Origin of the sequence: Dechloromonas sp. H13 (assembly GCF_009469615.1) — a bacterium.
Classification (GTDB): Bacteria; Pseudomonadota; Gammaproteobacteria; order Burkholderiales; family Rhodocyclaceae; genus Azonexus.
Genome location: NZ_SSXX01000007.1, coordinates 99,031 through 112,702, shown reverse-complemented (window position 1 = coordinate 112,702; position 13,672 = coordinate 99,031). Strand labels below are relative to the sequence as shown.

10 protein-coding genes are annotated in these 13,672 nt (G+C 66.2%); 7 read left to right on the top strand and 3 right to left on the bottom strand.

Annotation, left to right across the window (positions count from 1 at the left end; all coding sequences use genetic code 11):
- Positions 1–76 precede the first annotated feature (76 nt).
- On the top strand, positions 77–2,152 hold the full coding sequence (locus GH660_RS14790; protein ID WP_228276509.1) for a methyl-accepting chemotaxis protein: 2,076 nt from the start codon (positions 77–79) through the stop codon (positions 2,150–2,152).
- Between the two features lie 19 nt (positions 2,153–2,171).
- Positions 2,172–7,724 (top strand): Hpt domain-containing protein, encoded by a 5,553-nt coding sequence (locus GH660_RS14785; RefSeq protein ID WP_153147457.1) that lies wholly within the window; start codon positions 2,172–2,174, stop codon positions 7,722–7,724.
- On the opposite strand, the gene GH660_RS14780 is transcribed toward GH660_RS14785, so the two are convergent.
- The gene (locus tag GH660_RS14780) at positions 7,697–9,136 is read right to left on the bottom strand and encodes a deoxyribodipyrimidine photo-lyase (protein ID WP_153147456.1); all 1,440 of its coding nucleotides are present in this window, start codon (positions 9,134–9,136) and stop codon (positions 7,697–7,699) included. The two genes, GH660_RS14785 and GH660_RS14780, sit on opposite strands and share 28 nt — an antisense overlap.
- Before the next feature lie 37 nt (positions 9,137–9,173).
- Here GH660_RS14780 and GH660_RS14775 point away from each other — a divergent pair, with 37 nt between their 5' ends.
- The 5 genes from GH660_RS14775 to GH660_RS14755 are packed head-to-tail and all read left to right on the top strand — an operon-like array spanning position 9,174 to position 12,857.
- Positions 9,174–9,734, top strand: a complete 561-nt coding sequence (locus tag GH660_RS14775) for a YqgE/AlgH family protein (protein ID WP_153147455.1) — start codon at positions 9,174–9,176, stop codon at positions 9,732–9,734.
- A complete protein-coding gene (gene ruvX / locus GH660_RS14770) occupies positions 9,727–10,173 on the top strand; it encodes a Holliday junction resolvase RuvX (protein ID WP_153147454.1) in 447 nt (148 codons plus the stop codon). The genes GH660_RS14775 and ruvX overlap by 8 nt, the downstream gene beginning before the upstream one ends.
- Entirely contained in the window at positions 10,145–10,654 is a 510-nt protein-coding gene (gene pyrR, locus GH660_RS14765) for a bifunctional pyr operon transcriptional regulator/uracil phosphoribosyltransferase PyrR (protein WP_153147453.1), read from the top strand. The genes ruvX and pyrR overlap by 29 nt, the downstream gene beginning before the upstream one ends.
- Complete coding sequence (locus tag GH660_RS14760) at positions 10,647–11,606, top strand: aspartate carbamoyltransferase catalytic subunit (RefSeq protein WP_153147452.1); 960 nt, start codon at positions 10,647–10,649, stop codon at positions 11,604–11,606. Before pyrR ends, GH660_RS14760 begins: the two co-directional genes overlap by 8 nt.
- Positions 11,607–11,609: 3 nt before the next feature.
- Complete coding sequence (locus tag GH660_RS14755; RefSeq protein WP_153147451.1) at positions 11,610–12,857, top strand: dihydroorotase; 1,248 nt, start codon at positions 11,610–11,612, stop codon at positions 12,855–12,857.
- Here the strand turns inward: GH660_RS14755 and GH660_RS14750 are convergent.
- Together GH660_RS14750 and GH660_RS14745 are read right to left on the bottom strand one after the other, a co-directional pair.
- A complete protein-coding gene (locus GH660_RS14750; RefSeq protein WP_153147450.1) occupies positions 12,845–13,141 on the bottom strand; it encodes a DUF167 domain-containing protein in 297 nt (98 codons plus the stop codon). The two genes, GH660_RS14755 and GH660_RS14750, sit on opposite strands and share 13 nt — an antisense overlap.
- Complete coding sequence (locus GH660_RS14745; protein ID WP_153147449.1) at positions 13,138–13,671, bottom strand: YggT family protein; 534 nt, start codon at positions 13,669–13,671, stop codon at positions 13,138–13,140. Before GH660_RS14745 ends, GH660_RS14750 begins: the two co-directional genes overlap by 4 nt.
- Between the last annotated feature and the right edge of the window lies 1 nt (position 13,672).

Genomic DNA, 13,672 nt, shown 5'->3' with positions numbered 1-13,672 from the left:
CCCGCAGCGGAGGATAAACATGGCGTTCAGCTTGAAGAACCTTGGGATTGGCGGCAAGGAAAGTACGGATTCACCCATGACTGTCGCGGAGGGCTCTACGTCGGAAGCTCCCGCGAAATCCGGGTCGTCCTTCTTGCCGGCGTTCTTCGTCCAGCAGCCGGTTATCCAGCAGATGAAGACCCTGGGCACCATCTTCGTGGTGCTCCTGATCGCCATCGCAACGCTGGTCTACTTCAACAACCGCGAGTCGGCATACGGCACGACCTACGTCGCGGCCTCGGGCGAAATGCGCATGCTCTCCCAGCGCCTGGCCAAGGCCTCGACGCTGGCGCTGCAGGGTAACCCGGCGGCCTTCAAGCAGCTCAAGGATTCGCGCGAGACGTTCAGCCAGCTGCTCGAGCGCCTGACTTCCGGCGGCGATATCGGCGGCATCAACGTTCCCCCGTCCCCGGATGCGGTGCGCCCGCAGCTCGAGACGCTGACCAAGCTCTGGGTCGACACCGACCGGGACGCCATGGCCGTGATCGAGCAGGAAGCCAACCTCGTGGCGCTGGGCAAGAGCGTTGCCACCATCGACAACGAAAACCCGATCATGCTCGAGCTGGCCGAACAGGTTGCCGCCCTCAAGCTGCAATCGGGCGGTGGGGCGCGCGAGATTGCCGCGGCCAACCAGCTGGTGATGCTGACCCAGCGTATTGCCAAGAACGCGTCGGCCCTGCTGGTCGGTGACGAGATCAACCCGGAAGTGGCCTTCCTGCTCGGCAAGGACACCAACGCCTTCCGCGATACCCTGCTGGCTCTGGGCAAGGGCAGCAACGATGCGGATACGCGTGAAAAGCTGGGTGAACTCGACAAGGCGTTCAAGTCCTACCAGGCGGCGGTCGGCAGCATTCTCGGCAACATGCAGCCGCTGGTGCTCTCCAAGCAGGCCGGTGCCCGCATCTTCCGCGGCAGCGAGGACTTGCTGAAGGCCACCGACGATCTGGCTGGCGGCTTCCAGCAACAGCTTTCGGAAGGCGGCCGCTTCGTGCTGGTGCTGCTCAGTCTGGTTGTGCTGGCGGTCGCCGTGCTGGCCCTGCTGGCCAAGATCTATCTCGACGATACGCGGCGCCGTGCGGAAGACGCCGAACTCCAGCGTCAGGCTTCGGAACAGACCAACCGCGAAAACCAGGACGCGATTCTGCAGCTGATGAACGAACTGGGCGACCTCGCCGACGGTGACCTGACCGCCAGCGCGACGGTGAGCGAAAACATCACCGGCGCCATCGCCGACTCGATCAACTACACGATCGAAGAGCTTCGTCTGCTGGTCGGCCGCATCAACGATGCGGCGAACCGCGTGACGGCGGCAACCGAAATCGCCCGCCAGACCTCGGCCGAACTGCTCTCCGCCGCCGAACGGCAATCGCGGGAAATTCAGGACGCCGGCCAGTCGGCGCTCGAAATGGCACGCTCGATGACCGAAGTGTCGGGCAACGCGACGCAGTCCGCCCAGGTGGCGCGCCAGTCGCTGGCGGCAGCCGAAAAGGGTACGCAGGCGGTGGAAGACTCGATCAAGGGCATGGACGAAATTCGCAACCAGATCCAGGAAACCTCGAAGCGGATCAAGCGCCTCGGCGAAAGCTCGCAGGAGATCGGCGAAATCGTTGAACTGATTTCCGACATTACCGAGCAGACCAACGTGCTGGCGCTGAACGCCGCCATCCAGGCGGCATCGGCCGGCGACGCCGGACGCGGCTTCACGGTGGTTGCCGAGGAAGTGCAGCGCCTCGCTGAACGTTCCGCCGAGGCGACCAAGCAGATTGCAGCGATCGTCAAGACGATTCAGACCGATACGCAGGACGCGGTATCCGCCATGGAACAATCGACGCAGGGTGTGGTGGAGGGGGCCAAGCGGTCCGACGCGGCGGGCCAGGCGCTGGCCGAGATCGGTCAGGTGTCGCGCAACCTTTCCGACCTCATCGAAAACATCTCGACCTCGACGCAGACCCAGGCCGATTCCGCGACTGCGGTGGCCAAGCTGATGCAGGACATCCTCAGTGTGACGGAGCAGACGACGGCCGGTACCCAGCGTACGGCAGCGGCGGTTGATGAACTGAATGCCCTGGCGTCCGAACTGAAGGGTTCGGTTGCCGGCTTCAAGGTGGACTGAGCGGAATTCGCGAGAGACTATGAATGCGGCAACCGAATTCGATCTGGGTCCGCTGACCTGGGTCAAGGGGGAGATCGACCTGGCGCTCGAGCGTGCCTCGGAAGCGCTCGGCCAGCATGAGTTGAGTGGTGACACCACCCAGCTCCGGTTCTGCCGCACCCACGTTCACCAGGTACATGGTGCCCTGGCGATCGTCGGGCTGGACGGTGTGACACAGGTGACCGAATCGCTCGAGGCGCTGCTCAGCGCGCTGGAGGAGCGTCGCCTGCAGCTGACGTCGGAGATTTCGGCGACGCTCGCGCAGTCCCTGGCGGCGATCCGTAAATACCTCGACGACCTCGTCGCCGGCGAGCCGAATCAGCCGTTGCGCCTGCTGCCCGCCTATGGTGCCCTGGCGGCCGCCCGCGGCCAGACGTGCAGCGCGAGCGATCTGTTCCACCCTGACCTGTCCCTACGGGCGCCCCGGCGGTCGGTGCCGGTCGCACCGCTCTCGGCCGAGCAACTGCACACCCTGCTCAAGTCGGAGCGCGCGCGCTTCCAGCGCGGGCTGCTGGCTTGGCTGCAGCATACGGGCGAACCTCACGTCGCCCTCGAAAACATGCGGGCGGCGCTCGACAACATCGAGGCCACCCAGGAAGCACCGGCCGCCCGTTCGTTCTGGTGGGCGGCGCTGGCCTTCATCGAATCTCTGTTCGACCGGCAAGGCGATGCCGTCCCCGATTCCCGACAACTGCTTGCCCGTATCGACACGCAGATTCGCCGCCTGTTAGAGGGCTCGCATGGCGTTGCCGAGCGCCTGATGCGCGATGTGCTTTATGCCGTCGCCCAGGCCCCGGCCAGCGCCAGCATGCTGGTCGCCGAGGTGCAGTCGGTGTTCGGCTTGCCGGCCCTGATGCCGGCCGCCGCCACGGAGCAGCAAGCCAGCCAGCCGCAGGAAATTGCCTTGCGCCGCCTGCGCGACACCCTTGCCGCCACCGAGGAGTTGTGGAACAAGTTCTGCAGCGGCAGCGCGTCGGCGCTGTCGGCTTTCGATCAGCATGCCCAGAGTTGTGCGGCGCTGACCAACGAAATCGGCCATACCGATCTCAAGCGCCTGGGCCAGGGCTTTGCCGCCCTCGCCGCCTGGCTCGCCGAAGATTCCAGGCGCCACAATGATGCCGTGGCGATGGAAGTGGCGACCGCCATTCTCCTGCTGCAGAACGCCCAGGAGAATTTCCATCGCCTCGGCATGGATTTCGCCCAGCAGGTCGATCTCATGGTCGCTCGCTTGTACGCCTGCATCGCCGGCAAGCCGGCAGGCGGCAACGACGAACTGCCGCTGCTCGATGAAATGACCCGGCGCGCCCAGGAAAAGCTGCTGGTCGGGCAGGTCGCGCGGGAAATCCAGAACAATCTGGCACAGGTCGAGCAGGCGCTCGATGGCTTCTTCCGCAACCCGGAAAAAGGCCAGGATCTGGCGGCGCTCGACGCCCCGCTCAAACAGATCGCCGGCGCCTTGACCATGCTCGGCCACTTCTCTGCCGTGACGCTCGTGCAGGACTGCGGCGGCCGTATTCAGGCATTTGCGCGCCCGGGCTACACGCCGGCCGCCGAGGATTTCGAGGCGGTGGCACAACAGTTGTCGCTGCTGGGCTTCTTTGTCGACGCTCTGCAACACGGCGAGACCGACTACGATGCCTTCGTCCGCCGTCTGCAGGGCGGGCAGCCGGAAGGCGGCGAACAGGCTGTGGCGGAAGAAGCTGCTGCAACGGGCGTCGCTGAACCGCTCGAACCGTTCGTGCCGGAAGTCTCCCCGCTCTTCGCGGGCCTTGCCGAGGTGCCGCAAGTGCCGGTGCCGGTTCAGGATGTCGGGCAAGACCTGCCGTTCGGCGAGATGACCGATACGGTCATCACCGGATTCGACATTGGTGGCGGCGAGGAGGCATGGCAGCCCGCGAGCGAAACCCCGGTCGCTCTGCCGCTGGCAGCCGAGGCGGCGCCTTCGGCGGAGACTGTGGAACTGGCACAGTCGAGCCACGCCGAAATCGACGCCGAACTGCTGTCGATCTTCCTCGAAGAAGCACACGAAGTGCTGGTCACCGTCAGCGAGCAGGCAGCCCTGTTGGCCGGTGACCATAACAATGTCGAAGCCCTGACGACGATTCGGCGCTCCGCCCACACGCTCAAGGGCAGCGGCCGCATGGTCGGTCTCACCGAAATGGGCGAAACTGCCTGGGCGCTCGAGCAGACACTGAACATGTGGTTGCGTCAGGACATGGCGGTGACGCCGGACCTGCTCGCGCTGATCGCCGATGCCCACGCCCTGTTCTCGCGCTGGGTCGCCGCCCTCGAGCAGGGGAGCGGCGCGATTCCCGATTCGACCGCGCTGGTTGCCAAGGCCGAACTGCTGCGCAGCCAGGAGGCGACGCCGGCCGTCCAGGCGCTCGACGCGGCGCCGCTGGCAACACCGCCGGTGCAGGAAGTGGAATTGCCTGTCGCGGTGGCCGATGAGGCGCCTTCCGCCGTCATCGATCTGCCGCCCGAGCCAGTCTGGGAAACGCCGGAGCAGGTTGCCGCTGTGCCGGCCGAGGCGCCGCTGCCGATGGCGGACGAGTTCCTGTTCGACCTGTCGGCCGAACCCGAGCTAGTGGCGGAAACTGCGCAGCCGCCGGAGATTTTCGAACAGCCGGCAGCTCCGCCACCGTGGGAAGACACGACCCAGGCATTCGCCGAGTTGCCGGTGCCGGAAGTCGAGGAGTTGCGGTCGACGCCCGAAATTGTCGAAATTCCCCCGGCACCCCCGGCGCCGACGCTGTACGACATCTTCTGCGACGAGGCGCGCGGCCATCTGCAGACGCTGCTTGCCACCTATGCGGCACTCGAAGCCGATCCCCTGGCGCCGACCTTGTTCGATATGACGCGCGCCGCCCATACCCTGGGCGGCATCGCGGCGACCGTCGGGCTGATGCCCCTGAACCGCCTCGCGATTGCGCTCGAGCATGCGCTGCTGCGTCGCGACAGTTCCGGCCGGCCGGACAGCATCGAAGGTTTGGAGACGGTGCGCCAGGCGATCATCACCCTGGACGCCATGTTTGCCGGATTGGCCCGTCAAGAGGCGCCGGAAGAACAGGTGCAGCTGATTTCGGCGCTCGAGGACGTCTTCGTCACCGTGTCGGTGCCGGAGGTCGTTCAGCCTGAACTGGAACCTGAGTTCGTTCAGTTTGAACCGGAACCTGAGTTCGTCGTGGAAGAGGTCGCGCCGCAACCCGAGCCAGCGGCAACGGTCGAAACCGTCGTCCAAGCCCCGCAGCCAGCCGTGCCGCGACTGCAGGACGAACTCGACGAACAGTTGCTGCCGATCTTCCTTGAAGAGGCGCAGGATCAGCTGCGCGAACTGACGGTCCAGTTGCGCCTGTGGCGCGGCGATCTCGGTAGCGATGCCCAGCCGCATGCCATCGCCCGCCTGCTCCATACCTTCAAGGGCAATGCCCGCATGGCCGGCGCGATGAACCTCGGCGAGTTCACGCACCACCTGGAAGCGCGGGTCGAGGACATTCTCCGCGCTGGCAGCGCGACGCCGGCCTTCATCGATGAAATCGAGGGCGGTTGTGACACGCTGGCCCAGGCGACCGAGCGTCTGCGCCACGGCGAATCCGCGATTCCCGAGCCGGTCGCTGCTGTTGCGCCGGGCGAAACGCCGGCAGCCGTCGCGCCGACGGTGGCGGTGCCGCTCGAAATCGAGCGCGATCACGACGCCGAGGCGGGCGCCCATCGCGCCACGCTCCGCGTCCGCGCCGACCTGATCGACCGCCTGGTCAACGAGGCAGGCGAACTGTCCATCGCCCGCGCGCGGATCGAGGGCGAAATGCGCAGCCTCAAGGGCTCGCTGCTCGACCTGACGGAAAACGTGATTCGTCTGCGCCGCCAGTTGCGTGAAATCGAAATCCAGGCCGAAGGTCAGATTCAGGCGCGCGTCGCCCAGGCGCACGAGGGCCACGCCGATTTCGATCCGCTCGAACTCGACCGTTTCACCCGCTTCCAGGAACTGACGCGCTTCATGGCCGAGTCGGTCAACGACGTCGCGACCGTGCAGCAGAACCTGCTCAAGAACCTTGACGACGCCAATGCCGCCATCGTCGCGCAGGCCCGCCTCAACCGCGGCCTGCAACAGGAACTGATGGGCGTGCGCATGATGCCGTTCGCCAGCCAGGCCGAGCGCCTGTTCCGCATCGTCCGCCAGAGCGCGAAGGAACTGGGCAAGCGGACCAACTTCGACATCGTCGGCGGCCAGGTCGAACTCGACCGCTCGGTGCTTGACAAGATGATGGCGCCGCTCGAGCACATGCTGCGCAATGCCGTGGCGCACGGAATCGAGCCCCGGGCCGAGCGGCAGACTGCCGGCAAGCCGGAAATCGGCGATATCACCGTGTCGCTGGCCCAGGAAGGCAATGAAATCATCCTTTCGATGGCCGACGACGGTCGTGGCCTGGACGGCCAGCGCATCCGCGCCCGCGCCGAGGCGATGGGCCTCCTCGCACCGGGCGAGGCCGCAGACGAGGCCGTGCTCTACGACATGATCTTTCGTCCGGGCTTTTCGACGGCCGGCGAGGTCAGCCAGCTGGCCGGCCGGGGCGTCGGCATGGACGTGGTCAAGACCGAGGTCGCCGAACTTGGCGGGCGGATCGAAATTCTTTCCCAGCCGGGTCATGGAACGACCTTCCGCCTCTACCTGCCGCTCACGCTGGCGGTGACGCAAACCCTGCTGTTGCGTGTCGGTTCGCAGATGTACGCCGTGCCATCGACGATGATCGAGCAGGTGCTGGAACTCAAGGAAGAGCAGCTTGCGGACGTGCGCCAGCGTGGCGAAGCGGAGTGGATGGGCAATCGCTATCCCTTCCATTTCCTGCCGCATCTTCTGGGCGACACCGGGGCGGCTCCCGAGGCGCAGCGCCGCTACTGGATCCTGTTGCTGCGTTCTGGTTCGCAACGCGTCGCCGTGCAGGTAGACGAGCTCCGGGGCAACCAGGAAGTCGTCGTCAAGAATATCGGCGCCCAGCTCTCGCGGGTGGTCGGCATCGCCGGCGCCACCGTGCTGGGCGATGGCCAGGTCGTGCTGATCCTCAATCCGGTGGCGCTGGCCAGCCGGATCCCGGTGGTCAGCGTCCAAAGCGAGGCCCCGGTGTTCGCCGAACCGGTGGCTACTGCGGCGGCCAGCCTGCCGACGGTGATGGTGGTCGACGATTCGCTGACGGTACGCAAGATCACCAGCCGCCTGCTGACCCGCGAAGGTTATCAGGTCGTCCTGGCCAAGGACGGGGTCGATGCGCTAGAGCAACTGCTCGAAGTCGTACCCGATGTCGTGCTCTCCGACATCGAAATGCCGCGCATGGACGGTTTCGATCTGGTGCGCAACATCCGCGCCGACAAGCGTCTCAGCGGCCTGCCGGTGATCATGATCACCTCGCGGACGGCCGAGAAGCACCGAAACCACGCACTCGAGGTCGGCGCCAGCGACTACCTCGGCAAACCCTACGACGAGGACCAGTTGCTCGCCTTGATCGCGGGTTACGTCAAGGCCAGGGCGCTTGCCTGAAGCGGTGGTTTTTTAACGACAGCGTAGCGGCCCAGGGTTTTTTCCCGGGCTGTTGCGTGGTCGACGATCGGCCCGGGATAATCGCGGCCGATCACGACGCCGATCGATTCCTGCTCCAGTTTCCCCATCTGCCACGGTGCGTGGATACGTTTGTTTGGTAGTGCCGCCAGTTCCGGCACATACCGGCGGATGAACCTGCCTTCCGGGTCGAATTTTTCCGACTGCGTCACCGGGTTGAAAATGCGGAAATAGGGTTGGGCGTCGCAGCCGCTGGATGCCGCCCACTGCCAGCCGCCGTTGTTGGCCGCGAGGTCGAAATCGTTGAGCCGGTCGGCGAAGTAGCGTTCGCCGAGCCGCCAGTCGATGCCGAGATCCTTGGTCAGGAAGGAGGCGACGACCATGCGCAGGCGGTTGTGCATCCAGCCGCTGTAATCGAGCTGGCGCATCGCCGCGTCGACCAGCGGGTAGCCGGTACGTCCCGCGCACCAGGCGGCGAAGCCCTCCGGCCAGTCGTTCCAGCGGATGGCGTCGTATTCCGGCTTAAAGGCATGGCCGACGACGTGCGGGAAGCGGTCGAGGATCATGAAATAGAAGTCGCGCCAGATTAGCTCGTTGAGCCAGGCGTCGGCGCGATTCTCGAGCGCGCAGCGCACCAGTTCGCGGATGCCGATGGTACCGAAACGCAGGTGCACCGAAAGGTAGGAGACCCCCTTGATCGCCGGGTAGTCGCGCAGTGCGCCGTAGCGCCCGAGGCGCTCCTGGCGGAATTCGTCCCACAGGGCGCGGGCGCCGGACATGCCGGGGCGGATGCCGAGTGCTGCGAGATCGGTCGTCTCGAAGCCGATTTCGGCCAGCGCCGGGACCCCGGCCTGGTCGCCGCCGGCCAGCCGCCCCGCGCCGGCGCAGGTGGCGCAGTCTGCTGCGGTCAACCGCTTCAACCAGGCGTTTTTGTACGGCGTGAAGACGGTGAACGCCTTGCCGGCCTGCGTCAGTACTTCATCACGATCGAAGATTGCCTGGTCCTTGAAATCGCGAAAACCGATGTTGATGGCCCCCAGCCTCGCCGCGACTTCGGCATCGCGGCGTTTGGCAGCGGGTTCGTAGTCGCGGTTGGCGAAGACCGCATTGACGCCAAGTGCCCTGGCCAGCGCCGGGATTTCCTCGGCGGCCCGGCCGTGGCGGACGATCAGCCCGCCGCCCCGGGCGCGTAGCGCGGCGTCGAGTTCGCCTAGCGAAGCGTGGATGAAATGGACGCGGCGATCGTGCTTCGTCGGCAGCGCATCAAGGATCTCGCGATCGAACACGAAGGCGCAATACACTTCCCCTGCCGTGGCGAGTGCCGCGGCGAGGGCGGCATGGTCGGCGTCGCGCAGGTCGCGGCGAAACCAGACGAGGGCTTTTTCGTGATTCATGGTTGGTTTGTACCCCGCCGGCGATTAAAATTCCAGCATGGACAGCGTCAACCTCACCGATAACTTCCTGATCGCCATGCCGACCCTGGAAGATCCATATTTTTCCAACGCCCTCGTCTATATCTGCGAACACAACGAGAACGGGGCGCTGGGTATTATCGTCAACCGGCCGATCGACATGAACCTGGCCGGGCTGTTCGAAAAGATCGACATCAAGCTCGACGCCGAGAATCTCGCCAACCTCCCCGTGTATTTCGGCGGGCCGGTCCAACTGGATCGCGGCTTCGTCCTCCATCGCCCGATCGGCCAGTGGCAATCGACATTGGCGGTCAATGGCGAGGTCGGGCTGACCAGTTCGCGCGACGTGCTGGCCTCGGTCGGCAGCGCCGGGCTGCCGGCGGAAATCATCGTTACCCTCGGCTATGCCGGCTGGGATGCCGGGCAGCTCGAAAGCGAGCTGGCGCAGAATTCCTGGCTGACCGTGCCGGCCAAGGCCAGCATCCTGTTCGACATGCCGCCGGAAGAGCGTCTGCCGGCGGCCATGCAGAAACTCGGGATCAGCTTCACCCAGCTTTCCGACGTCGCCGGGCATGCCTGAAGGCACGGTGCTGGCCTTCGATTTCGGCGAAAAGCGCATTGGCGTCGCCACCGGTGAAACACTGCTCGGCAGCGCCCATCCGCTGACGGTCATCCATGCCGAATCGAACGACGCGCGCTTCGCCGCCATCGGCAAACTGATCGCCGAATGGCGGCCGGTCCAGTTGGTGGTCGGGCTGCCGACTCATGCCGATGGGACGCCGCACGACATGACCCGGCTCGCCTGTAAGTTCGCCGAACGCCTGCAACGCCGCTTCAACCTGCCGGTCGGCCTGGCCGACGAGCGCCTGACCTCGCTCGATGCCGAGGCGCGGCTGCGCGAAACTGGCCGCGACAGCAAGTCCGCCAAGCCGCTGCTCGACGCGGTGGCTGCCCAACTCATCCTTCAAACCTGGTTCGAAAGCCCGCACCATGTCTCCCCTGCCCAACCCCCTGCCTGATGCGGAGGTCCAGTGCCGGCAACTGGCCGACCTGATCCGCCCCCAACTGAGCCGCCGGCCCGCGCTGGTCGGCATCTACAGCGGCGGCGCCTGGATCGCCGAACGCCTCAAGGAGCTGCTCGGCCTGCCGGAAGACATCGGCCTGATCGACGTCTCCTTCTACCGCGACGACTTCGCCGAGAAGGGGTTGCACCCGCAGGTCAAGCCGACGGTGATTCCCTTCGACGTCGAGGGGCGCCACATCATCTTGGTCGACGACGTGCTCTACACCGGGCGCACGACGCGGGCGGCGATCAACGAACTGTTCGACTACGGCCGCCCGGCGGCGGTCGACCTGGCGGTGCTCGCCGACCGCGGCGGGCGCGAACTGCCGGTCGCGCCGACCTACTGCGTCTGGGACGTCGCGTTGCAGGATGCCGAGAACCTGGTGCTCGGCAAGGCGGATGCCGGCCAACTCGCGTGGAGGCTGGAAAATGCATAACCCACAGCTGAACAAGAACGGCGAGCTGATCCACCTGATGTCGATCGAGGGCCTGCCGCCGGCCATCCTGACCCAGATCCTCGACACCGCGGCCTCCTTCATGGAAGTCTCTGCGCGCGAAGTGAAGAAGGTGCCGCTGCTGCGTGGCAAGAGCGTCTTCAACCTGTTCTTCGAGAATTCGACGCGCACCCGCACCACCTTCGAGATCGCCGCCAAGCGCCTGTCGGCCGACGTCATCAACCTCGACATCAACAAGTCGTCGGCCAGCAAGGGCGAGACGCTGCTCGATACCATCGACAACCTGTGCGCCATGCACGCCAACCTGTTCGTCGTCCGCCATGCGTCAAGCGGCGCGCCCTACCTGATCGCCGAGCATCTGCGCAACACCGGCCGCGACGACATCCACGTTGTCAATGCCGGTGACGGCCGGCACGCCCACCCGACGCAGGGCCTGCTCGACATGTACACGATCCGCCACTACAAGAAGGACTTCACGCAGCTGCGGGTGGCCATCGTCGGCGACATCCTGCATTCGCGCGTCGCCCGCTCCGACATCCACGCGCTGACCACGCTGGGCGTCCCGGAAGTCCGCGCCATCGGCCCCGAGACCCTGCTGCCCAAGCACCTCGACAAGCTCGGCGTGCATGTCTTCCACGACATGAACGAGGGACTCCGGGACTGCGACGTCATCATCATGCTGCGCCTGCAGAACGAGCGGATGAACGGCGCGCTGCTGCCCTCGGCCGGCGAATACTTCCGTCACTACGGCCTGACGCCGCAGAAGCTGGCGCTCGCCAAGCCCGACGCCATCGTCATGCATCCGGGGCCGATGAACCGCGGCGTCGAGATCCATTCGGCAGTCGCCGACGGCGCGCAGGCCGTGATCCTGCCCCAGGTCACCTTCGGCATTGCCGTGCGCATGGCCGTCATGAGCATCGTTGCAGGGAACTGATCCATGAACATCGTCATTGAAAACGGCCGTGTAATCGACCCCAAAAACGGTGTCGACCGCAACACGTCGCTTTATGTCGCCAACGGCAAGATCGCCGGGCTGGGCGAGAAGCCGGCCGGCTTCGCCACCGAGCAGACCCTCGACGCCACCGGCTGCGTCGTCTGCCCGGGCCTGATCGACCTCGGCGCCCGCCTCAACAGCATCGAGGCCGAGCTGGCGGCGGCCGTCGCAGGCGGCGTCACCTCGGTGGTCGTGCCGCCCGATGCCGACCCGCCGCTCGACGAACCGGAACTGGCCGACCGCCTGGTCCATCGCGGCAAGGAAATTGGCAAAGCGCGCGTGCTGCCGCTCGGCGCCCTGACCCTGGGGTTGAAGGGCGAACGCCTGGCCGAGCTGGCCGGGCTGAAGAAAGCCGGCTGCGTCGCCTTCTCGCAGGCCAACAAGCCGGTCGTCGACACCGAGGCGCTGCTGCGCGCCATGGAATACGCCGCCACCTTCGGCTTCGCCGTCTGGCTGCAGCCGCAGGACTACTGGCTGTCGCGCAACGGCATTGCGCACGAGGGCGAAGTCGCCAGCCGCCTCGGCCTTGCCGGCATCCCGGTCGCCGCCGAAACCATCGGCATCGCCACCATCGTCCAGTTGGTGCGCGATACCGGCTGCCGCGTGCACCTGACCCGCCTTTCATCGGCGGCCGGTGTCGCGCTGGTCGGAGAGGCCATCACGGAAGGCCTGCCGCTCAGTTTCGATATCGGCGTGCACCACCTGTTGCTGACCGAGAACGACATTGGCTTCTTCAACCCGCATGCCCGCTTCTGCCCGCCGCTGCGCGCGCAAAGCGACCGCCAGGCGCTGTCGACCGCGGCAGCCAGCGGGCTGGCCGCGGTCTGCTCCGACCACACGCCGGTCGGCGCCGACGACAAGCTGCTGCCGTTCGGCGAAGCCAGGCCGGGGGCGACCGGCCTCGAAGTCCTGCTGCCGCTGACCCTGAAATGGGCCGAGGCCGCCGGCATCGCGTTGCCGCAGGCGCTCGCCCGGATCACCGCAGCCCCGGCGGCGGTGCTCGGCCTGCCCGGCGGTGAACTGGGCGTCGGCGCGCCGGCCGACATCTGCGTCTTCGACCCCGGTGCGATCTGGCAGTTTACCCCGGAAGCCCTGAAGAGCCGCGGCAAGAACTCGCCGTGGCTGGATTACATGATGACCGGCAAGGTCACGATGACCCTGGTCGGCGGGCGCGTGGTCTATTCGGCGTGAGCGCAGCGGACGACCGCTTCGGCGGTCGTTCCGGCCAGTTCGAGCACCTTGCGCCGCGCGCTGTGGCCGCTTTTGAGGCTGACCGACGACTTCGGCAGGCCCAGCGCCTCGGAGACGAACTTGAGCAGTGCCTCGTTTGCCCTGCCGTCGACCGGCGGTGCCGCCAGGCGGATTTTCAGGGCGTCGCCATGCAATCCGACGAATTCGGTCCTTTTGGCGCCGGGCTGGATGTGCAGGGTCAGCGTGATGCGCCCGTCGGGCGCCACGCGCAGCCAATCGCTCACAGGAAGATCAGGGCGGCCTGCAACAGCAGGATGGCGACCAGCGGCGACAGGTCGATGCCGGAAATCACCGGCAGGATCCGGCGGATCGGGTCGAGCAGCGGCCGCGTCAGCTGGTAGGCCGGTGCCGCCAGCGGCGAATAGGGATTGACCCACGACAGCACGGCCTGCAGGATCAGCGCGCCGATGACGATGTAGATCGCCAGGCGGAGCAGGCTGCGCACGGCGAACCAGCCAATCATCAAGGCGATCGTCGCGCCGTCGGCGGCTAGCGGCAGGCCGGCGGCGCCGAACAGCAGTCCGGCGAGCAGCAGCTGCAGGGCGAGGGCGGCGAACAGGCTGGCCCAGTCGAGACCGCCGATTCCCGGAATGATCCGGCGCAGCGGCTTGACAGCCCAGTTGGTCAGGGTCATGACGAAATTTCCCAGCTGGCCGCCGAACGAGACGCGCATGGCCTGCATCATGAAGCGCAGCAGGAACAGCCCGCAGAAGAAGCTGACGACCGCGTTGAGCAGAAAGACGACCGCCTGCATG

Coding starts and splice junctions, on each gene's coding strand:
- pyrR (WP_153147453.1), top strand. CDS start 10,145: ATGTCTCCCCTGCCCAACCCCCTGCCTGATGCGGAGGTCCAGTGCCGG.
- GH660_RS14785 (WP_153147457.1), top strand. CDS start 2,172: ATGAATGCGGCAACCGAATTCGATCTGGGTCCGCTGACCTGGGTCAAG.
- GH660_RS14755 (WP_153147451.1), top strand. CDS start 11,610: ATGAACATCGTCATTGAAAACGGCCGTGTAATCGACCCCAAAAACGGT.
- GH660_RS14775 (WP_153147455.1), top strand. CDS start 9,174: ATGGACAGCGTCAACCTCACCGATAACTTCCTGATCGCCATGCCGACC.
- GH660_RS14760 (WP_153147452.1), top strand. CDS start 10,647: ATGCATAACCCACAGCTGAACAAGAACGGCGAGCTGATCCACCTGATG.
- GH660_RS14780 (WP_153147456.1), bottom strand. CDS start 9,136: ATGAATCACGAAAAAGCCCTCGTCTGGTTTCGCCGCGACCTGCGCGAC.
- GH660_RS14745 (WP_153147449.1), bottom strand. CDS start 13,671: ATGCAGGCGGTCGTCTTTCTGCTCAACGCGGTCGTCAGCTTCTTCTGC.
- ruvX (WP_153147454.1), top strand. CDS start 9,727: ATGCCTGAAGGCACGGTGCTGGCCTTCGATTTCGGCGAAAAGCGCATT.
- GH660_RS14790 (WP_228276509.1), top strand. CDS start 77: ATGACTGTCGCGGAGGGCTCTACGTCGGAAGCTCCCGCGAAATCCGGG.